Annotated in this window: 23 protein-coding genes and 1 riboswitch; of the genes, 6 read left to right on the forward strand and 17 right to left on the reverse strand. The window is 37.7% G+C overall.

Features of this window, described 5'->3' with window-relative positions:
* Window positions 1-16: 16 nt before the first annotated feature.
* Both nadR and pnuC read right to left on the reverse strand, forming a co-directional pair.
* Window positions 17-1,039, reverse strand: coding sequence for a multifunctional transcriptional regulator/nicotinamide-nucleotide adenylyltransferase/ribosylnicotinamide kinase NadR (gene nadR, locus TY13_RS07140; RefSeq protein ID WP_042473581.1), 1,023 nt, complete (start codon window positions 1,037-1,039; stop codon window positions 17-19).
* Window positions 1,036-1,746, reverse strand: coding sequence for a nicotinamide riboside transporter PnuC (pnuC, locus tag TY13_RS07145; RefSeq protein WP_042473585.1), 711 nt, complete (start codon window positions 1,744-1,746; stop codon window positions 1,036-1,038). The genes nadR and pnuC overlap by 4 nt, the downstream gene beginning before the upstream one ends.
* Before the next feature lie 210 nt (window positions 1,747-1,956).
* On the opposite strand from pnuC, the gene TY13_RS07150 reads away from it, so the two are divergent.
* Entirely contained in the window at window positions 1,957-2,475 is a 519-nt protein-coding gene (locus tag TY13_RS07150; protein WP_042473587.1) for a GrpB family protein, read from the forward strand.
* A gap of 310 nt (window positions 2,476-2,785) precedes the next feature.
* Here TY13_RS07150 and TY13_RS07155 read toward each other — a convergent pair whose 3' ends face one another.
* The 13 genes from TY13_RS07155 to TY13_RS07215 form a co-directional block, all read right to left on the reverse strand.
* The gene (locus tag TY13_RS07155; protein ID WP_326583399.1) at window positions 2,786-3,094 is read right to left on the reverse strand and encodes an Rpn family recombination-promoting nuclease/putative transposase; all 309 of its coding nucleotides are present in this window, start codon (window positions 3,092-3,094) and stop codon (window positions 2,786-2,788) included.
* A gap of 19 nt (window positions 3,095-3,113) precedes the next feature.
* Window positions 3,114-3,569 carry an NUDIX domain-containing protein gene (locus tag TY13_RS07160; RefSeq protein ID WP_042473593.1) on the reverse strand — a complete coding sequence of 152 codons (456 nt, stop codon included), beginning with the start codon at window positions 3,567-3,569 and terminating at the stop codon, window positions 3,114-3,116.
* Between the two features lie 11 nt (window positions 3,570-3,580).
* Window positions 3,581-4,132: a histidine phosphatase family protein gene (locus tag TY13_RS07165; protein ID WP_042473595.1), complete on the reverse strand. Its 552-nt coding sequence runs from the start codon at window positions 4,130-4,132 to the stop codon at window positions 3,581-3,583.
* Window positions 4,133-4,141: 9 nt separating this feature from the next.
* Window positions 4,142-4,375: a hypothetical protein gene (locus tag TY13_RS07170; protein WP_042473598.1), complete on the reverse strand. Its 234-nt coding sequence runs from the start codon at window positions 4,373-4,375 to the stop codon at window positions 4,142-4,144.
* 253 nt (window positions 4,376-4,628) lie between these two features.
* Window positions 4,629-4,820, reverse strand: coding sequence for a hypothetical protein (locus TY13_RS07175; protein WP_042473601.1), 192 nt, complete (start codon window positions 4,818-4,820; stop codon window positions 4,629-4,631).
* A 13-nt stretch (window positions 4,821-4,833) separates the two neighbouring features.
* Window positions 4,834-7,125: a 5-methyltetrahydropteroyltriglutamate--homocysteine S-methyltransferase gene (metE, locus tag TY13_RS07180; RefSeq protein WP_042473603.1), complete on the reverse strand. Its 2,292-nt coding sequence runs from the start codon at window positions 7,123-7,125 to the stop codon at window positions 4,834-4,836.
* A 190-nt stretch (window positions 7,126-7,315) separates the two neighbouring features.
* Window positions 7,316-7,497, reverse strand: a riboswitch (cobalamin riboswitch).
* Window positions 7,498-7,617: 120 nt separating this feature from the next.
* The gene (locus tag TY13_RS07185) at window positions 7,618-8,454 is read right to left on the reverse strand and encodes a hypothetical protein (RefSeq protein WP_042473606.1); all 837 of its coding nucleotides are present in this window, start codon (window positions 8,452-8,454) and stop codon (window positions 7,618-7,620) included.
* 91 nt (window positions 8,455-8,545) lie between these two features.
* Entirely contained in the window at window positions 8,546-9,616 is a 1,071-nt protein-coding gene (locus tag TY13_RS07190; protein WP_042473609.1) for a pyridoxal phosphate-dependent aminotransferase, read from the reverse strand.
* Window positions 9,591-10,544, reverse strand: coding sequence for an adenosylcobinamide-phosphate synthase CbiB (gene cbiB / locus TY13_RS07195; protein ID WP_042473611.1), 954 nt, complete (start codon window positions 10,542-10,544; stop codon window positions 9,591-9,593). The genes TY13_RS07190 and cbiB overlap by 26 nt, the downstream gene beginning before the upstream one ends.
* On the reverse strand, window positions 10,541-11,209 hold the full coding sequence (locus TY13_RS07200) for an adenosylcobinamide amidohydrolase (protein WP_042473615.1): 669 nt from the start codon (window positions 11,207-11,209) through the stop codon (window positions 10,541-10,543). Before TY13_RS07200 ends, cbiB begins: the two co-directional genes overlap by 4 nt.
* 52 nt (window positions 11,210-11,261) lie before the next feature.
* On the reverse strand, window positions 11,262-11,612 hold the full coding sequence (locus tag TY13_RS07205; RefSeq protein ID WP_042473618.1) for a DUF4181 domain-containing protein: 351 nt from the start codon (window positions 11,610-11,612) through the stop codon (window positions 11,262-11,264).
* Between the two features lie 23 nt (window positions 11,613-11,635).
* Window positions 11,636-12,943, reverse strand: a complete 1,308-nt coding sequence (locus TY13_RS07210; RefSeq protein ID WP_042473621.1) for a D-serine ammonia-lyase — start codon at window positions 12,941-12,943, stop codon at window positions 11,636-11,638.
* Complete coding sequence (locus tag TY13_RS07215) at window positions 12,936-13,403, reverse strand: YaiI/YqxD family protein (protein ID WP_042474247.1); 468 nt, start codon at window positions 13,401-13,403, stop codon at window positions 12,936-12,938. The genes TY13_RS07210 and TY13_RS07215 overlap by 8 nt, the downstream gene beginning before the upstream one ends.
* 176 nt (window positions 13,404-13,579) lie before the next feature.
* Here TY13_RS07215 and gdhA point away from each other — a divergent pair, with 176 nt between their 5' ends.
* The 3 genes from gdhA to TY13_RS07230 all read left to right on the forward strand — a co-directional run bounded on the left by gdhA (window position 13,580) and on the right by TY13_RS07230 (window position 16,467).
* Window positions 13,580-14,950, forward strand: a complete 1,371-nt coding sequence (gene gdhA, locus TY13_RS07220) for an NADP-specific glutamate dehydrogenase (RefSeq protein WP_154661553.1) — start codon at window positions 13,580-13,582, stop codon at window positions 14,948-14,950.
* A gap of 304 nt (window positions 14,951-15,254) precedes the next feature.
* The gene (locus TY13_RS07225; protein ID WP_042473623.1) at window positions 15,255-15,938 is read left to right on the forward strand and encodes a phosphoribosylaminoimidazolesuccinocarboxamide synthase; all 684 of its coding nucleotides are present in this window, start codon (window positions 15,255-15,257) and stop codon (window positions 15,936-15,938) included.
* Window positions 15,939-16,053: 115 nt separating this feature from the next.
* Window positions 16,054-16,467, forward strand: a complete 414-nt coding sequence (locus TY13_RS07230) for a hypothetical protein (RefSeq protein WP_052344254.1) — start codon at window positions 16,054-16,056, stop codon at window positions 16,465-16,467.
* 26 nt (window positions 16,468-16,493) lie between these two features.
* On the opposite strand, the gene chrA is transcribed toward TY13_RS07230, so the two are convergent.
* Complete coding sequence (chrA, locus tag TY13_RS07235) at window positions 16,494-17,657, reverse strand: chromate efflux transporter (RefSeq protein WP_042473629.1); 1,164 nt, start codon at window positions 17,655-17,657, stop codon at window positions 16,494-16,496.
* 248 nt (window positions 17,658-17,905) lie between these two features.
* On the opposite strand from chrA, the gene pepF reads away from it, so the two are divergent.
* Together pepF and TY13_RS07245 are read left to right on the forward strand one after the other, a co-directional pair.
* Window positions 17,906-19,711 carry an oligoendopeptidase F gene (pepF, locus tag TY13_RS07240; RefSeq protein ID WP_042473632.1) on the forward strand — a complete coding sequence of 602 codons (1,806 nt, stop codon included), beginning with the start codon at window positions 17,906-17,908 and terminating at the stop codon, window positions 19,709-19,711.
* Between the two features lie 2 nt (window positions 19,712-19,713).
* Complete coding sequence (locus TY13_RS07245; RefSeq protein ID WP_042473634.1) at window positions 19,714-20,097, forward strand: VOC family protein; 384 nt, start codon at window positions 19,714-19,716, stop codon at window positions 20,095-20,097.
* A 125-nt stretch (window positions 20,098-20,222) separates the two neighbouring features.
* On the opposite strand, the gene TY13_RS07250 is transcribed toward TY13_RS07245, so the two are convergent.
* Window positions 20,223-20,978 carry an SDR family NAD(P)-dependent oxidoreductase gene (locus TY13_RS07250; RefSeq protein ID WP_042473636.1) on the reverse strand — a complete coding sequence of 252 codons (756 nt, stop codon included), beginning with the start codon at window positions 20,976-20,978 and terminating at the stop codon, window positions 20,223-20,225.
* Window positions 20,979-21,086 lie beyond the last annotated feature (108 nt).

A 21,086-nucleotide genomic window follows, 5' to 3' on the forward strand; every position in this document is an offset into this window, starting at 1 on the left:
TGTACTACAAACCAATTCAACTAATTAATGCACGCACATGCTTAATTGCTTGCTCCATCCTTTCATTATATGTGCCGCTAATTGTGACAAGTGGAATATTACGCTGCGCAAACATTTCTTTTAGTAGCGCATTATTTTTTTCACGTACTAAATCCTCACCTAATACACGATAGCCATCCTCAACCCATGGTACATCTGGCTCTAAATACAAATATAAATCATAGTGCTGTGTCGCAATTGCTTCCTCAACAATGGGTAGCTCATAGCCTTGGTAGACCTTTGTATAATATTGTGTGACCACTTGCTCCGAATCAATAAAAAGTACCTTATTCGTCTGTTTAAGACGTTGAAACTCTAAATGCTTATGTCCATACGTAATCTCTTCATAATGACGATCCATAATTAAATCTGATCCATTGCCAATTTCCTCACAAATTGTACGCCCATATTCCTCAACATAAGTCGTTTGAAAAAGCTTCGCCAAATTACGTACTAAAGTACTTTTACCACAGCTTTCTGTACCAACAACCGCTATTTTTTTCGTAAAGAATGGACGCGCACTAACAGGTAGCATATCCCAATGCTTATAAACACCTTCTGTACGAATTTGTGTTGCACTAATCGGGAACATTTGTCGTTCTTCATCTATTACAACATGCTCTGCATCGGGATAAATTTGATCAAACCACTTGCTATAGCTACTTTCTGAGCTAAAAACATGTGTAATTGGCTCACGGATCGCTGCTTTAATACGTTCGCCGCCCTCTAGCCAGTTATAATCCTCATCTGGAGAATCTGCATCTTCAATATATAAAATTTCTATATTTGGGCAATCTCTCGTTTCCTGCGAAATCCACAATGCGCGCTCTTTATAAGGAATATACGGGATATTTCCCTGCTCGCAAAGCCTACGATCACGCGCTTCATCATATAAAACAATGACATATAATTTATCGACCATTGCACTAGCCTTTAATGTACTGTATAAATGCCCTTGATGGAACGGAATAAATTTACCACCATAAAATCCTACTCTCATAATACTTGCACCTGACCTTTCGAAATGCGCAACCAGTTGACGTAGCCGTATACCGAGTTCGCAAGGAATGCACTCCACATCACAACCATAGTCCAATCATTACCGCCTGTTTGTACTAGTGTAATTACCCATAATGTAATTGTTAATACATTTACTAAAATCCAAAGAATCCATTGTTCTGCAAAGCGTAAAATCATTAAAATTTGCGCAATCACTGATAAGACAACTGCCATACTATCGATACGTACTTGCTGTGCATTAATTGTCGTTAATAACCATGCATAAAGCACTGCTCCAATAACAAAAGTCGATACAACAAGAAGCCACTGTTTCCCTGAAAGCCTTTTTGCATAAACCGTTTCGCCATGAACCGCTTCATTTTCAGGCTTTTTATGCTTTAACCACATATACAGACCGATAAATTGTGTTGGCAAATAAAATAATAAGTTCAGCATTGATTCTCCGTACAATTGATAAGTGTATGCAATATAACCATAGGTTGCTGTTTGAATAACACCGAAGAAGTAGTTACTAATTCTCCCCTTCGCCACTAAAACAACACATAGCATGCCTGATATTGATGAAATTAACCCTAAAATCGTATCATCCCATGCAAAAAATAAAATTAAATTGATGACCGTAAACAAAGCAAGCCAAATACGCTCAAACCAAGTCCAGTCTGCCCATTTCCCAAAAATTGTTGACATTTTATATCTCCCCTTTTACTTAGTAACATTTCGATACTTTATAGTTAGTATAAAAATGTTACTAACATAACGCAATAGGTCGAATGATTTATTTATAGTGCTGAGGCTTTTTAAACCGAGTTCGCATATACCAAAAAAATTTTAAGAGACATAGCGTAAAGGGGAATAGTATGAAATAATTTATATGATAAAATGGGGAGGAATTCGAAAATGCAAGTAAGGTTGACAAATTATACAGAAGATTGGATATTGATGTTCCAACAAGAAGTACAACTATTAAAATCTATTTTTGGTGATGAAATTATATCTTTTGAGCATTTTGGTAGCACATCTATCCCTGGTATGAAGGCTAAGCCTGTAGTTGATATGATGTGTATTGTAAAGGATATTGAAACAATAGACCTTTACAATGAGCAAATGAAATCATTGAACTATGATTTGACTGGCGAATGGGGAATAGAAGGTAGAAGATTATTCCGAAAAGGTGGAGAAAATAGAACACATCATATTCATTTCTATCAATTTGGCAACCCACATATTAAGCGGCATTTAGTATTTCGAGATTATCTTCTTGCTCACCCAAAAGAAGCCAGTGAATATAGTAAATTCAAAGAGGATTTGGCAGACAAATATGAGTCAACCCATGATTACAGTCCTGCCAAAAAAGCATTTGTTTCACATTTGGAGGAAAAAGCACTTGCTTGGTACAAACAAAAAAGTCACATCTAATTATTCCAATGGTGTATTATAAATATTAAGATATTCAAGAAAGCGAGGAAATCAAAATGTTTTATTACGTATCAAATTGTATTTGTTGCAAAAAGGATTTTAAAATATTGGAAGGCACTCGTAAATACCAGCTATATAAGCAAAATATGAACGGTAAATTTACATGTGATCAATGTAGCCACAAAGTTGAACTGGACGCACGAAAAGCGATGTTTGGTAAATTAGGATTTTAAATGAAAAAAGTAGTACCACCTTTATTTAAAAAGACGGTACTACTCTTTTATTTTTAAGCAAAAGTATCTATACTAACTTAACTTTCCGCCAGTAAGCTCTCAATTTCCTTCTCCGTTAAACCTGTGGCACGTTTGATTGTAACGAGGTCTAAATTTAAAGAAATTAGCTCTCTTGCTACTTTGAGGATACCTTTTTCAATGCCTTTTTCAATTCCTTTTTCAATTCCCTCTTGAAGGCTTTTTTCACGCACATCATCTAGTCGAGCTTCTTCATCCAAAATCGCCTTTAAACGAGATTGATAAGCGATAATCGTATTTGGTGTTTGGCTTAAGCTTTCCCATACATTGAATGCCTCTAACAATGTTTCATCTTTCATTGCTAACACCTCCAATTTGTTATTTTAACTATATTATATGGAAAATACTTTGTAGTATAGCAAAATCGACCTCATCTATAATATCTATCACTTCAACCATATCCCATAAGAAAATGCGGACAATTTCTTCGTTTGCCGTGAATGGCATTAGCTGCTTCAAATCACCATAGTATATAGGATTGTATTTAATTTCGCCATTTTCCTCATTTTCACTTTTTGCTACGCCTACAAATAATAACTCTTTTATATGTTGCCCCGTTTCTTCATAAAGCTCACGAATGGCGCATTGTTTTGGTGTTTCGTCAGCTTCTCTCATTCCTGCGGGCAATTCCCACTGTTCTCGCCAGCGATTATAACATAGTAGAATTTTCCCTTCGCATTGAATAATAGCGTAAGATCCTGCTAACCGTTCTAATGCTGTTATTTCAGATTCTTCAAGTCGTATTAACTCTAAAAATGTATAGCCATGTTTTTTGGTTTGCATATAGCCTCCTATTAATAGGTCAGTCGTTCTGTTGAAATTAATTGGTTGTTCTCAAATTTTGCGATTATAATATCAGGCATCTGTAAGCTATGCCAAAAAACAATATTATATTGTTTATCAAAATGATTTAATAGTAGAGTTAGGATATTGCCGTGTGTGCCAATAATAATATTTTCATCTTTGTGGAGGGTTAGTAATTTTTCGATTGTTGGGATAACACGATTTTGAGCCGCTATGTTTGATTCGCCGCCTAGGAAAGAAAAAGTAGGCTCTGCCCATACTTTTTGGATGGCACTTAAAAAATCAGGTATTATTTCTTTTGCTAAAATGCGTTCATTTAATGTTTCCTCATGAATAATTGGTAAATTTTTATCATTTGCTATTGGTTGAATTGTTTCGATAGCTCGTTGATAATTGCTTGCATACATTGCATGGATTTCTATAGCATTAAATACTTTTGTTAATTTCAGTGCTTCAGCGATACCTTCCTCAGATAATGGGCGACCATACTCATCTGGTGTATAGTGGGAATGTGCATGACGTACGAAATAGATTGTGTTCATATATTGTCCCTACTTCACATACTGCTCTGGGATTGGCTTATCTGGCCTTTGCGGACAATAGTGGCAGTATGGGTCACTGCATTTTTCCTCAAGCCATGTATTGCATGAAGGACAAAAATAAGCATCATATTGATCGTTTCGAATTTTTTGGCTATTACAATGCTTGCAGCGCTCATTTGAAATTTCCCCCTCGAATTTAAAGCCATTAATAATGATATAATCATCTTCTTGCCGAATATTCATTTATTTTTCCTCCATCATTTATTAGTCAATTGTTGTGTTCTCTACTACATTCTTACGTAATATATGTAAAATTTAGTAATCATCTATTATATTTTGCTTTAGTTTATCATTGTATGCAATAGCAAAAGGTGATGGATTTGTATTTTCGATTTTTGAAAAGATGTGTTTCTATCTGGAAAAATTAAAATAAAAACACGAATGGCTGTCTGGAAATATAGGTATTACCCTATTTTCCTGACAGCCTAATTTTCATTTAAAATTCTTCCCCTACTAACTCCTGTACAACATTATCATAGGCTAGTTGAATTTCAATTTTATCTGCTTTATCATTAGCAATCCATTGCGATACTTGCTCCTGCAAAGTTTGCGAAGCGCCATTTAGCTGAATTTGCATAATCGTTGATTTTAATAGTTGTTCATAGTGCTTGACTGCTTGTCGATTCATGGTGTACACCTCTTTAAATTACTTGCTCGATTTGCTGACGTAGTGTTTTCGCAGCAGCTACCATATTGGCAAGTGCCGCAACTGTTTCAGGCTCTTTTCGTGTTTTCAGCCCACAATCAGGATTTACCCAAAATTGATTACGCGCTAATACTTGCAAACTATCTTGCATAATTGTCAGCATCTCTTCCTCACTTGGAACACGCGGACTATGAATATCATAAACACCTAAGCCAATCCCTTTATCATACGGATTGTGCTGTAACGAGCTAATCAGCTCTCCATGGCTTCTAGATGTTTCAATTGAAATAACATCCGCATCTAAGGCGCTAATTGGTTCAATGAAATCATTAAACTCGCAGTAGCACATATGTGTATGAATTTGCGTTTCATCTTTTACGCTTGCGGTTGCTAGCTTAAAGGCACCTACTGCCCATTCTAAATAAGTGTCCCATTGCTCTTTACGGAGTGGTAAACCCTCTCTTAATGCGGGCTCATCCACTTGGATAATTGCAATACCCGCCTGCTCAAGTGCTTCAATTTCTTTACGCAACGCTAAGGCAATTTGATAGGTTACATCCTTTCGCGCTATATCGTCACGTACAAACGACCAATTTAAAATCGTTACAGGACCTGTTAACATTCCTTTAACATGACGCTTCGTTAAGCTTTGAGCATAGGCTGTTTCCTTCACAGTCATAGCTGCCTCCCATGCTACATCTCCATAAATAATTGGCGGTTTTACGCAGCGAGAGCCGTAAGATACTACCCATGCATTTTCGGTAAATGCAAAGCCTGTTAATTTTTCACCGAAATATTCCACCATATCTGTACGCTCAAATTCACCATGCACAAGTACATCCATATCTAGCTCTTCTTGAATTGTAATCCAGCGTGCTGTTTCTTTCTCTAAAAATGCGCTATATTCAGCGTTTGTTAAATTGCCCTTGCGCCACGCATTGCGCTTTTGTTTTACTTCGTCTGATTGCGGGAAGCTACCAATAGTTGTTGTTGGGAACAATGGTAACTGCAATGCCTCTTGTTGAATGGATAAACGCTCTACAAATGCTGTGTTGCGCTCAAAATCAGCTTGCTGAATAGTTTGAACAGCCTGCTGTACTACCTTGTTGTTGCGAATCGGATGATTTTTCAACGCCTCTATCGCCTTCATGCTTGCCGAAATAGCGCTATTATTCGATGTATCTTGACCATTTAAATAAGCTGCTACTTCTACAATTTCTACAACTTTTTCATCCGCAAATGCTAGTGCATTACGCAATGTTGAATCAAGCTTTGTTTCGAATTTCGTCGTAATTGCTGTATGCTGCAAATGACATGAAGATTGAATCCATAGCTCTCTCGCACCTGAAAGCTGTTCAATTGCCTTCACAGTTGCGTTTACTTCCGCTAAATTCGCACGCCAAATATCTCGTCCGTTAATGACGCCAGCCGCTAAAACTTTGTCTTTTGGGAAGCCGTACTGACGTAGTGCATCCATATTGTACGTATAGCCATGTACGAAATCTAGACCGATTCCTTGAACAGGAAGCTGAATAAGCTGCTCATATGCTGATAAAGACTCAAAATAGGTTTGCAGCATGATTTTAGCTTCCGGAACAGCTATAGAAAGCTGCGCATACATCTCTTGCACAAGCTTAATTTCTTCATTATCTAATGAAGTAACAAGCGCCGGCTCTTCAAGCTGTATCCATTCTGCCCCAACATCTACTAACTCCTTTATTACTTGCGCATATAGAGGTAAAATCGCTAACACCAATGATGCCTTTGCTAGACGGTCATAGCCTTTTGTTAGCTTTATCAGTGTATAGGGCCCAATTAATGTTGGCTTTGCCGTAATATCGAACGCCGCCTTCACTTCAACAAAATGCTTTAACACCGTATTTTCTGTTAGCTGTAATGCTTGACCTTCATATTCAGGTACAATATAGTGATAGTTTGTATTAAACCATTTCGTCATTTCACTTGCGACAGCGTCTTTATTCCCACGTGCCATCGCATAATATGTTTGCAAATCTACTTTGCCGCCCTGCCATTTAAAACGCTTCGGTACAAGCCCGAACATTACTGCCGTATCAAGCACACGATCATAATTTGTAAAATCACCAACCGAAACAAAATCCAATCCTAGCTGCAATTGTTTTTCAATACGGCTTAAGCGAATTTCCTTTTGCTGCTTTAAAAAATCCTCCTCTGTTATTTCTTGTTTCCAAAATTTCTCCAACGCCTTTTTCCACTCTCGATTTTCCCCAATATATGGATAGCCAATAGTTGTTGTTACATACGTCATTTCATAAACCTGCCTTTCAATTTTTGTTTTTTGTACAACAAAAAAGCCATCTTCCTTTTATGGAAAATGGCTAAAGAAATTTACACATCGCAAAAAACACGTAATGGTTATCCCATTCGTACTTGTTTGATTGCTCGTACTCGTAACATCAATCGTTACTTTTCACCACCTATTTCCACGTAGGTATTTTGGTGTGTACTAGATATTGGCAGGTCTCCTGGCTTATCATCACTGCGCCTCACAGCCTTCCCAGTTTTTCACCAGTGGCATTTGTGATTTGCTCCGATTTACAGTTGCGGGACAGCGTCGGATTTGCACCGACTTCCCTTTTAAGCCAAACTTTCGCTTGGCACCAAACCTTACACATTATTCAATTGTGCCCTTACTGTATCATACTTCTCTATAAAAATGCTATCTTTTCTTAATAATTTTATTTCTTTAGTATGATTTAAAAAAGGTGCAGTGGAGACTGTCCCCACTGCACCTCTATTATTATTTACGCTTTAAAAATAACAATGCCAATATTGCCAATATAGCAATAATAATTGATGGCATTAGCCATTTGCTTGTAGAGTTTTCTTCCTCTACTGATTGCTGTAGCTGAACATAATGCAATGCGGCTTCCGTTGATGCTTCTGTAGCTTGTTCATGACCTTCGCCGTGGTGACCATGGCCACCACCACCTGTAGTGAAATAAGAAAGATCAACAGTGCTACCTACCCAATCTTGCGCCTTATCTGAAGATGCAGATACGCGCGGATGGCCTGATAATGGATAATCCTTACCACCAATCACTAAAATCGTCGCTTCATCCACCGTTTTTACATCATCAATAACACCTGTTGGCCCTGCAACAAAGCCTCCCATTTGCGGTAGTGTATGTCCGTTCATATCATAGTTCAAATGTTCAAAGATAAAATCAATATATTGTGCCTTCGTTAAAGTTGCATCTGGATTATCAAGCTTAAGCTCCTTATGGAACAATGCCATATTTAAATCATTGTATGTAATATCTCCTTCTAAAGAAGATACGTATTCCTCTTGAAGGCTAGCATTTGCTTTTTGCTCAAAATTTTCACCTTCTAAATGGAAAAAGTCCGCAATCCATGCCGCAAATTCCATGCGAGATAGGTTATCCTCTTGCGATAACTTCATATCTTCACTATTATAACCAAGTAACCCCAGACTATTTAACAATAGTATTTTCTGCGCATTTTCAGCAGTTGGATCAATATCCTCATAGATATTTTTTTCTGTCATTGTATGCGCTGATACACTTTGAGTTGCAAATAACAAGCATAACGCCAATAATGTCATTATTCTTTTCATACTCTTTCCTCCTATGGTCTATCTACTTTTTTAGTATAGCCTAGAAATGTGAGTAAAGTATGAAGATGCACTATTTTTTTGCTCCTCTCTATTATTTCGTCAAAAATTGTTCAATTACTTGCTGAAACGCTGCCATTTTATGTTGCTCTTTCAAGGCTACGCGGAACCATTGTCCATTCATTCCAGCAAAATTTTGCGTATGGCGCAGTACGATGCCTTGTTTTAATAGCGAAAAATAAAAATCCGTTGCATCATATGCAAGTGGTAAACGAAACGCAATATAGTTTGTTTCACTATTCGTTACAGTACAACCTTTTTCCGATAAAAATTTAGCTATTGCTACACGGCTTGTCGCTGCTTGCTGTCTTGACTCTCTACAGAAGCTATCCTCCTGCAATGTCTGCAAACCAAGCGCTATCGATATAGCACTTACATTCCAATGTGGTAGCCCTTGCTTAATTTCAGAAGCTTGCTGTGTTAGTGCATAGCCAAGTCTGACACCTGCCATGCTATACATTTTGGTCATCGAGCGAAGAATGATTAAATGATCGAAGCTTGCAACTAAATCAATCATCGAGTGCGTTTCATCTGTCCAATCCATAAATGCCTCATCAACAACAAGATCACATCCTACTAGCTGTGCATGTTGCAGCAATTCAATTAGCTGTTCTTTAGGCGTTACAACACCTGTTGGATTGTTTGGGTTACAAATATATAAAGCTTTTGCTTCAAACATCGCCTGTTTTAAGCGCTCCATTGGCAATGAATAACTCGTTAGCTCATCTACCTCAATCGCTTGTATAATTGCTTGCTCTTGTACTAACGTACGTGTATATTCCGAAAAAGAAGGCTGCACAATAACAACCGTTTCTTTCCTATAACGCTTAGCTAAAGCCATTAAAAGCTCTGCTGCCCCATTTCCTATCACAACATGTTCTGTCTCTACATGATGTCGGTGCGCCAATTGACTGCGCAGAGGCTCTGCATTTTCATGAGGATAGGAGGCAATTTTTTCGAATAAAGACGACCAGATAGCCGAAAAACTTGCCGGTGGTCCTAAGAAATTGACATTCTCACTTAAATCAATAATATGTTCTGGCATGTCAAGCTGTAGCTGCTTGTACAACGTTGCTGGATTAGCGCCATGTGCAGGATATTGCATAAATAACACCTCCAATTAGTAATGTAAAAATAATCGTTACAGTGTATAAGTGCTGTATAGTACGCAAAATATGCTGTTTATTTAATTCCACAATAGGCTCCCCCATATAGGCACGGAATGATGATTTACCTTGATAAATATTTTCGCCACCTAAACGAATTCCTAATTGCAAGGCAGTTGCAGCTTCTAAATAGCCGCTATTTGGGCTTGGATGTTTTTTAGCATCTCTCAGCCAATAACGAAGGCGCATTCTCATTGAAAAAGGGCCTTCATTTTTCGTAAATAATAAAATAAATAATCCAGTGATGCGGCTCGGTATAAAATTTGCGATATCATCAAGCTTTGCAGCAAAGCGACCAAACTGTTGATAACGCTCGTTACGATAGCCAATCATGGAATCAAGTGTATTGATTGCCTTATAAACCCATGCGCCTGTCGCACCGAATAACAGCGCATAAAAAATCGGTGCAGTAATGCCATCGCTTGTATTTTCAGAAACAGTTTCAACGACACCGCGCACGATTTCAGGCTCCTCTAAATGCTCTGTATCACGACCAACAATCCAGCTAAGCTTCGTGCGCGCCTCCTGCATATCGCCTTGCCGCAATGCATGATAAACGACCATCGCTGCATCCTTCAGGCTTTTTTGTGCAATGGCAACTGCACTTAAAATAACCTCAAGCATAGCAGCTAGCCATATTGAAACAAATCCAGCAAAATAAATAATTAACCAAACGATAAATCCTGTCATGCAAACAACAAATACTGCGGTTACCAACCCTTTTATAAAACGAGCCGACCCGTGATTAAGGCGTTTTTCAAAAAATGAAATAAGCTTGCCTACCCAAATAACAGGATGTGGCCATGAACGCGGGTCTCCAACAATGCGGTCAAGTACAATAGCTACGCAAACAATGGCAATATTCATCGTAGCTCCCCTTTTTGGTACGCCTCATAGCCATCAATCGCTTTATACAACGTGGTCGCAACGCCTTTTCCTATCAGTGCGCCTAAACGTGTAATCGAGCCTCCATATTCATGGAACTCACCTCGTTCCGTCATCGCAAGAGCAACGCTATCTGTTGATGTTCCTGTTGCAATGGTACCACTTTGTTGGTCCATTATACGGCGCTCATACAGCACCTTTACTTTTGCCTCAATAATGCAATTGTAAGCTTGAATAAATGCCTCCTCACTTACATCCCCTTCTATAAATACGAAAATATTTATCGTTCCAACAGCAGGTCTATATGTATATTGAAAGGATTGTGTTACATCTACTGCATTTCCTAAACCAGCTGTTATAAAAACTATAATGGAGGTTTCTCCATCCGTATAATGATCCTTCATAATAAAGCGCTGTGGTACTGCTGTCATCATTGCAACTGTAGCATCCAAAGGTACTTTATAGCGCTTTAAAAATTGCTCATATTCCAATTTTGCATCCTCGGGATAATAGTCTTTATGAACCGTTCGATTGACAAAATATTGATAATAGCCAATCCCCGGATTGACCATTGCTGAGCTTAATACTTTTAGTGGCTGCTCACTTTTCATAATAAGAAGCTGCTCATCTAGCTCAATTGTTAACATGCTGTATCCTCCAATCCAATGAAAAGGGCGTCCCAAATTGGACGCCTCTATCTCACAAAAACAAAATGATTGTTATTGCGCAAGCTAAACAAACGACCATGTAAGCGAGGGCAATAATAAATTTCCTTTGCTCCTTCATAAATATATACTCAAGCGCTACGCGAATAGCAAACACGAGGGCAAAAAATAAAAATAATAAGAAATATAAATACTTCCCACTAAATCCTTTCACTGCAATATTGACGATGAAAAATGCAGACAAAAGAATTTCAAATACAAGATGAGCTTTGTTTACGTATTGATCCATAAACTTTTCATTCTTTTTAACGTTAAATTTTTTTCTTAGCCTTAAATCAAGTATGCCAGCAATAACAAAGCCAGCAATGAAAACGATAATAATCACAACTTTAACCCTGCCCCAATTTTTTATTTTTGTAAATACTTATTTCGCCATTCATTCGGAACCAAATTCCCACCTGTTGACCAAACAAGATGGTGTGCGTTTTGCATAAACGGTTTTAATCCATGTGTATCTAAATACATCTCGCCTTTACGAGCAAGCTGTACTGGTCCAAAAAAGCCAGCATGTGCTGATGGCTCCATAAAAATATGCTCACTACTAAACATTTCTCGTAAGCTCTCAAATAGAAAAGAGTCTTCTACAGTATAACAACCGCTCACAATCGTTTCCATCTGTGCACCTACAAATTTCGATGCTCGGCCTACTGCTAAACCATCAGCCTCTGTTATATTTGTTAAGCCAATTTGCGCAACATCAATTTCATCATGTAATCCGGTCATCATACCTAGTAGCATACACGGTGACTGCGTCGGCTCAGCGAAGAAAATATGCACATCTGGGCCATATAACTGCTTTAGGCCATAGCTTATCCCTCCTGGCGCACCACCAACACCACACGGTATATAAACAAATAACGGATTTTCTTTGTTAACAGTAATGTTCTTGGCATCTAACTGTGCCTTCAAACGCAATGCCGCTACAGCATAACCAGCAAATAAATCCAGCGAATTTTCATCATCAACAAAATGACATGTTGCATCTTGCTCTGCTTCCAAACGCCCTTGTCTTACCGCCTCGCTATAATCTGCCTCGTATTCAACAACCGTCACCCCAAGAGTTCGCAGCAATTGCTTTTTCCATTCCTTTGCATCCATCGACATATGCACGGTTACATCAAAACCTAATTTTGCACTTATAATACCGATACTCAATCCTAAATTACCTGTTGAACCAACTGCAATTTTATAATTCTTGAAAAATTGTCGAAACTCTTCATTATTTAATTTACGATAATCGTCTTCTATAGACAATAACCCGTGCTCAAATGCTAAACTTTCAGCATGCTTAATAATCTCATAGATACCGCCTCGTGCTTTAACAGAACCTGCAATCGGTAGTGCATGATCACATTTCAATAGAAGATTCCCCTCTATTTTTATGTGATTAGAGCTTTCTAAATAGGACTTCATCCGTGCTATGTCAATTATTGGAGATTCGATAATTCCTTGCAATTCACGCATTTCTGGAAAAGCTACTTCAAAATATGGTGCAAAGCGTTGCAGCCTTGCCTCTGCGTCATGCACCATTTCCATCGAAAAAGGATAATTTTGTGCATCATTTACTTGATTATTTAGCCAAAAAGCTGGTTCAGCTCGTTGTAAAAATGGAATTAAAGGGAATTTCTCGCTAAACTGCGCTAATGAATTATGCATTATTATTCATTTCTCCTTTCAATTTTTCAGCCCGTTCACAAATTTGTTGAAATTTTTTTTCGAAGGCAATATTGTTTTCCTCCGTACGCTTTTTTGGACCTTTTGTTCTTCCTCCTGCTCGGCGAAATTTTGCACTTTCATAACGAAAAGCTAGCAACTGGTCTATATTGTCCGCCGTCATCTCTCTTCCATTATGGTCAACTACAAATGCTCCTTTTGCTAAACACATTGCTGCTAGACCATAATCTCCTGTAATAACAATATCATTTTTCGAAAGCGTATTCACTAGCTTAAAATCAACTGAATCTGGCCCCTTAGGCACAACAATTGTTATAACATTATCACGTTCAATGCGATGAGACGTATCGCAAAACAAGATTGGTTTTATCTTATATCGAGATGAAACAGATAGCGCCAAATCAATAACTGGGCATGCATCTGCATCAATTAATAACTGGATCAATTTTTATTTCTCCTTTCAAAAAAATGCTTTTGTTACTCTTATTTTATTATTTTTATATAATTTTTTGTCGGCTTATTTCCATCCTTTTTTTCACAAACGAATAAAAATTGATTGAATTGCAAGAAAAATCATAATACTATAACATTTAATAGCATTTGAGGAGGGAACAATTTATGATGACTGAAATTAATAACGAGCAATTAGCGAAAACATATGTTGATGGTGTGTTTGAGAAATTAAAAAAGAAATACGCTTTTGAATCAGAATTTTTACAAGCAGCCGAAGAAATCTTTTTATCATTAGTACCTGTTTTTGCCCAAAACCCAGAATATATTCACCATAATATTTTAGCACGTATTGTTGAACCTGACCGCATAATTTCATTCCGAGTAGCATGGCAAGATGATCAAAACAATGTGCAAGTGAATCGCGGCTATCGTGTGCAATTTAATAATGTGCTAGGCCCATATAAAGGTGGATTCCGATTCCACCCTACCGTAAATGAGTCCATCATGAAATTTTTAGCCTTTGAGCAAATTTTCAAAAATGCCTTAACTGGCCTGCCGATCGGTGGGGCTAAAGGTGGCTCGGATTTTGACCCTAAAGGAAAATCTGACGCTGAAATTATGCGTTTTTGCCAAGCATTTATGACAGAAATGTATCATTATATCGGTCCTAATAAAGATGTCCCTGCAGGTGATATCGGTGTTGGCGCTCGTGAAATTGGCTATATGTGGGGACAATACAAGCGCATTCGCGGGCAATTTGAACCGGGAGTTTTAACTGGCAAAAAGCCTGGCTACGGCGGCTCGTTAGGACGTAAAGAAGCAACAGGCTACGGTTTAGCCTATTTTGTGAGCGAAATGTTACATGATGCAAATTTAATGTTTATTAATAAAACGGTTATTGTATCTGGCTCCGGTAATGTAGCCATTTATGCAATTGAAAAGGCGCAGCATTTCGGCGCAAAAGTAGTTGCTTGCTCAGATTCTAACGGCTATATTTACGATCCAAAAGGTCTTGACTTAAAAGCGATTAAAGAAATTAAAGAAGAAAAAGGCGCGCGTATTAGCACATATTTAAATTATCACCCTGAGGCAGAATATCATGAGGACTGCTCTAAAATATGGACGATTCCTTGTGATATTGCCCTACCTTGTGCAACTCAAAATGAAATTAATGGCGATGCAGCACGAACTCTTGTTGAAAATGGCGTCAAGTTAGTAGCGGAAGGTGCGAATATGCCATCTGATTTAGAAGCTATCAATGTCTTTTTAGACGCAGGTATTTTATTTGGACCTGGAAAGGCAGCAAATGCTGGTGGTGTCGCTGTTTCTGCACTTGAAATGGCACAAAATTCAAGCCGTAATAGCTGGACATTTAGCGAAGTAGATAACAAATTACATGAAATCATGCAATCTATTTTCCTCGAAAGCAAAGAAGCTGCTGAAAAATACGGCCATAAAAATAATTTAGTAGTCGGCTCTAACATCGCAGGCTTTAAAAAAGTGGCAAACGGTATGATTGCAGAGGGTATTTATTAATTAAACGAAGGGGTGTGGGGAAAGCAAGCCCACACTTGCACTTCCCCCTCCCTTAAAATCCCCTATTTATCAAAAAGGCAAAAGCATTTTCTATGAAACAACATAGTTTTTATTTAATCCCCCAAGCCGTTGAGTTGAACCAGTAAGTTTTTAAATTTAGGAATTATCAGGCAAAGTTCCAGCATTCCATTTAAAAAGTTTAAAAAAATTTCACACTCTATAAAAAAACGAACATTTTATGTAGACAAGTTTATAATCGTTCGTGTTACAATATAGCTATATTTTGTGAAATGGAGGGTTTCTTGTGGAATTAGTGTACACAGGTAAAACAAAAGATGTCTTTAAACTGGAAGATGGGCATTATTTATTGAAGTTTAAAGATGACGTTACAGGTGAAAATGGCGTATTTGATCCAGGTGCGAATACAGTTGGCTTAACAATCGACGGCGCTGGCTTAGCAGGACTTCGCCTTACTTCGTTTTTCTATTCAAAACTAAATGAACAAGGTGTACCAACGCACTATGTAGATGCAAATTTCACTGACGCAACAATGACTGTGAAACCTGCAACAGTATTTGGCAAGGGCTTAGAAGTTATTTGCCGCTTTAAAGCTGTCGGCTCTTTTTTACGTCGTTACGGTGCTTATGCACAAGAAGGTCAAGATTTAAATGCCTTTGTAGAAGTAACGATAAAAGATGACGAGCGACAAGACCCACCTATTTCGGCGGACGCACTTGATATGCTAGGTATTTTATCATTAGAAGAATATGAGATTTTAAAGCAACGTACAATTGAAATTTCTAAATTTGTAGCAGCTGAGCTTGCTGAAAAAGGCCTAACTTTATATGATATTAAGCTAGAATTTGGCCGCGATGCAAAAACGAACGAAATCATCTTAATCGATGAAATTTCTGGTGGTAATATGCGCGCTTACAAAGGCACAGAATACATTGAGCCACTTCAATTAGAAAAAATTATCCTTGCGTAAAAGACTATAGGGAAAGCAGGCTGAGACCTGTCTTTTCCTATAGTTTTTTCATTTTAATCCCACTTGCAACCTTTTTAAACCAAAAACGACTAATTTTTAAAAGGAGGCTAGAATCTTGAAAAAATTAATCTATCTTATTGGTTTCACTACTATTTTTCTCTTTAGTTGTTCTCCACCTGTTTTTAGTCCAGAGCAATATATTGAAGTAGACAAGTACACAGGCAATGGGGATGAATATGAAGATTTCTATACTGTTACAAGCAATAAAGAGGTTCAAACAGTAAGAGAAATATTGAATACTATCGTTTGGGAACAAAAGAAAATCGACATGGAACGCCCTCCAGATTATCGATTTATCTTCCAGTTCAAAGATCCAAAAATTGAAGCGAAAGCAGTTCCTTACGCTTTTTGGATTAATCAAAACATTGTTGAGTTAGCGGTTTTAGCATCTTCAGATCAATATGTTCAACTCGATGAAAATCAATCAGCGGAGTTTTTTGAAATTTTAACTAGGGATAAATTGAAATAGGTGTAGAGAGATTCTTCACACCTATTTTATCCCGCAAGTAAAATACCTGCTGCCGCCCCTAGTAAAACAATTAGCCAAGATGGCGTCCTCCAAAACATCAACAAGCTAAACAATATAGCAACAACAACAAAATCCTTTGCTGTTATAACCGTGGTTACCCATAACGGATCAAATAATGTAGCAAGTAAAATACCTACTACTGCTGCATTCATCCCTTTTATCATAGCGCCAAGCTTTGGATTTCGGCTTAATTGTAGCCAAAACGGTAATGCGCCAATGATTAGTAAAAAGGCGGGTAAAAATATCGCTACTGTTGCTAACGCTGCACCAAATAGTCCTCCGATATCCGCACCTATATAAGTAGCAAATGTAAATAATGGACCTGGAACTGCCTGCGTTAACCCGTAGCCTGCAAAAAAGCTTTCCTCTGTCATGATGCCTGTAGCAACAAATTCGCGCTCTAATAAGGGCAAAACAACATGCCCCCCACCAAAAACAAGGGCACCCGCACGATAAAACCGTTCAAACCAATCAAGCCACTGCCACTTCGTAAATTGACTAATAACTGGTAGCACAATTAATAAGCCGATATAAAAAGTCAAACAAGCTATACCAAAACGCTTTGATAAAGAGAGCTCCAAGCTCTCTCCTTCTTTTGTTATTTCACTTTTCCTAAACAGTATGTAGCCTAAAATCCCGCTAACTACTATGACAAAAATATGTGCCAATGCCCCTTCTACTAACAGCACTCCTGTCATTGCAAAAAGCGTTAAAATCTTTGTTTTCGATTCCGTAGCAAATGATTTCCCCATGCCAATAACAGCGTGAATAACAATCGCTACAGCAACAAGCTTCAAGCCATGTAGCCAGCTTAGTTCGTAATTTGCTTGTACAAAAAACAACGAAAAGACTACCAATATTAATACCGATGGCAATGTAAACCCTAAAAACGATAAAACACCACCCAGCAATCCTCCTCTTGCTAAACCAATGGCAATCCCCACTTGACTACTCGCTGGTCCTGGGAGAAATTGTGATAATGCAAGAATATTGGCATACGTCTTATCACTTAACCATTGCTTACGTTTCACATATGTATCGTAAAAATAGCTAAGATGCGCGCTAGGTCCTCCAAAAGATGTGCACCCAAGCTTGAAGGCTGTCCAAAAAACTTCGAAATATTTCAACATATTACGCCACAACCCCTTTCTATTTTTCTACTAGTATGAAAGAACTTTACTATGTAAATCCATCAATATTATTTCTTTTTTCAAAAGCAATGTAAATGACATCATTAAATGTTTACATTCTTTTAAAAATATTTACAATAGAATTTCCTGTTGAATCACGATAAATAATTTCCCCGTCGTAATTTTTGCGCAATTCCGTAAATGATGGTACAATTTATTTCGAATATCGGAATACGAGGAGGCTTTTTATGTCAACATTAAAACGTAGTGAAGTTAATATTGAAGAAACTTGGAATTTAGCAGATTTATTTGCTACAGAGCAACAATTTGAGGATGCGATTGCGGAAGCGCAATCAACTGCAGCGTCAATCGCTGAAACATATAAAGGTAAGATTGTAGATGCACAAAGTGCTGTCAATGTGATTGCTGCATACGAAAAACTTTACGAAAAATTAGTTCCAATCGGTACATATGCAAACCTTGCTCTTAGCGTAGAGCAAACAAATGGTGAAGCACAAATGCGAGCTGCAAAAATTGGACAAATAAATTCAGCAATTAGTGCTCAATTATCATTTATCCGAAGTGAGCTTTTGCAGTTAGATGAAAAGGTACTAGTTGAAGCAAGTGAGCAAGCGCCACAATATGATAACTATATTCGCAAGCTGTTACTTCAAAAACCATACCAATTACATCCTGAAGCTGAAAAAGCATTAGCTGCATTTGGTACTACTTTTGACGCTGCATACGGCTTATACAATACAACTAAATTAGTAGATATGCAGTTCCCTAACTTTGAAGCAAATGGAGAAAGCTACCCACTTAGCTACAACTTATTTGAAGGTGATTGGGAGTCTGAAAACAATAAAGAGGTGCGTCACGCTGCTTTTGAAGCATTCCATAGTAAGTTACGTGACTATCAGCATACGACAGCAAAAACATATGATACACACTTAAAAACAGAAAAAACAGAAGCGGATTTACGTGGCTATAGCTCTGTTTTCGATTTCTTACTACAGTCACAAGAAGTAGACCGTTCACTTTACGATCGCCAAATCAACTTAATTATGTCTGAGCTAGCGCCACATATGCGCCGCTACGCAAAATTACTACAAAAAGTTCATAAGCTAGAGAAAATGACATTTGCAGATTTAAAAATTTCACTTGACCCGTCTTATGAGCCAAAAATTACAATCGACGAATCGCGTAAGTATATGAAAGAAGGCTTAGCAGCAATGGGGGCTGACTATGCAGAAATGCTAGATCGTTCATTTGATGAGCGCTGGACAGATTTCGCAAACAATGCGGGTAAATCAACTGGTGCATTTTGTTCAAGTCCATTCGGCTACCACCCATATATTTTAATTTCATGGACGAGTAAAATGAACGAAGTGTTCGTATTAGCACATGAGCTTGGTCACGCAGGCCACTTCTACTTAGCTAATGCAAATCAAAATATTTACAATGCTCGCCCTTCACTATACTTTATCGAGGCGCCATCAACGATGAATGAAATGCTTATGGCAAATCACTTATTACAAAACTCAACTGATGCACGCTTCAAACGTTGGGTTATCTCAACAATCGTATCACGTACTTACTACCATAACTTTGTGACGCACTTATTAGAAGCAGCTTACCAACGCAAAGTCTATGAAATTATTGATGCTGGCGGCTCGGTCAATGCGCCGAAATTAAACGAATTAAAACGTGGCGTGATTGAAGAGTTCTGGGGTGATACTGTAGATATTTTAGATGGTGCTGAATTAACTTGGATGCGCCAACCACACTACTATATGGGCTTATATCCATATACGTACTCTGCTGGCTTAACAATTTCTACACAAGTATCGAAGCGTATTTTAGAGGAAGGTGAACCTGCTGTAGCAGATTGGATTAACGTCCTAAAAGCTGGTGGCACAAAATCACCTGTTGAGCTTGCAAAAATGGCTGGTGTTGATATTACAACTGAAGAACCATTACGCAATACAATTGCCTACATTGGTAGCTTAATTGATGAGCTTGAAAAATTAACTGCTGAGCTTGGTGAAATTTAAAAGTGAAAAGCATATTAATTGCATCTCACTGTATATTTCCAACCTTAGATATCATAAGGACGGCAGATTTTTATGAACAAAAAATGGGATTTAAAGCTGTTCATTATTTGAATGCAAATGAACCTCATATTTGTTTATATCGCGATACAACAGAGATTATTTTAACGCAATCCAATGGTCAAAAAGTAATTCCAAATCGAGAATTATATGGTTACGGCTATGATGCTTACTTTATCACCAAAAATCAAGAAGAACACCAAAAGGAATTGGTCAATTCAGATGTGAAAATTGTCCGTTCATTAAATAACACAGATTACAATAATAAAGAATTTGTCATTGAAGATATCGATGGAAGATGGATTGCATTTGGGATTAAAGTAGATTAAATATTGCTCGCCTAACCAATATGAAGCTGTTGGAAAAGTAGCCAAATGCGCCGCTTTTCCAGCAGCTCTTTTTAATTGTAATAGAAAAAACTGTAGGCAAACTCAAAGTTAGCCTACAGTTTAAATTAATGTAAAATTGAACCGCCATCAATAATTAGTTCAATACCCGTTACGAATTTTGATTCATCAGAAGCTAAGTAAAGGACACCGTATGCAATATCAGATGGTTGACCAAGAACATTTAAAGGAATTCCCGCCATTGTTGCCTCTCTTACTTCTTTGTTGCTTGTGAACATTTCAATCATCGGTGTTTCAATTGTGCCCGGGTGCACTGAGTTTACGCGAATATTGTATTTACCATAATCAAGCGCAACATTTTTTGTTAACAGTCGAAGTCCACCTTTTGAACTGTTGTAAGCAGCATTCCCAACGCCATTAATACCTGAAAGAGAAGAAATATTGACGATGCTTCCGCCACCTACCTTTTTCATTTCAGGAAGAACAGCTTTGATTCCTAAGAAAGGCCCTTTCGTATTAATATCGAGAATTCTATCCCAGGTAGACTCCTCTACTTCCTCGATTGGCTGAGTAATTAAGCCTGTAATTCCTGCATTATTAACAAGAATATCAACCTTTCCATATTCCTTTACAGCCGCTTCCACAACTTTTTTCCAATCATCCGCTGATGCAACGTTGTGTGCAACCGCTATTGCTTCTCCCCCATTTTCATTAATGTCTTTTACTACACTCTCTAATAATTCAAATTGAACGTCTGTTGCAACTACTTTTGCTCCTTCACGCGCAAATAAACGCGCTTCTTCTGCCCCTTGTCCACTTGCAGCCCCAGTAATGATTGCTACTTTGTTTGCTAATCGTGCCATTTGATATCTCTCCTTTAAAATTAAAAAATGATAGTCTAACTATCATCATTATAGTCTTTAATCTATTCTATTACAAATAATTAGATTGCCTAGTTTTGAACAAATTGA

Source organism: Bacillus ndiopicus (genome assembly GCF_000612805.1).
In the GTDB taxonomy this organism is placed as follows: Bacteria; Bacillota; Bacilli; order Bacillales_A; family Planococcaceae; genus Metasolibacillus; species Metasolibacillus ndiopicus.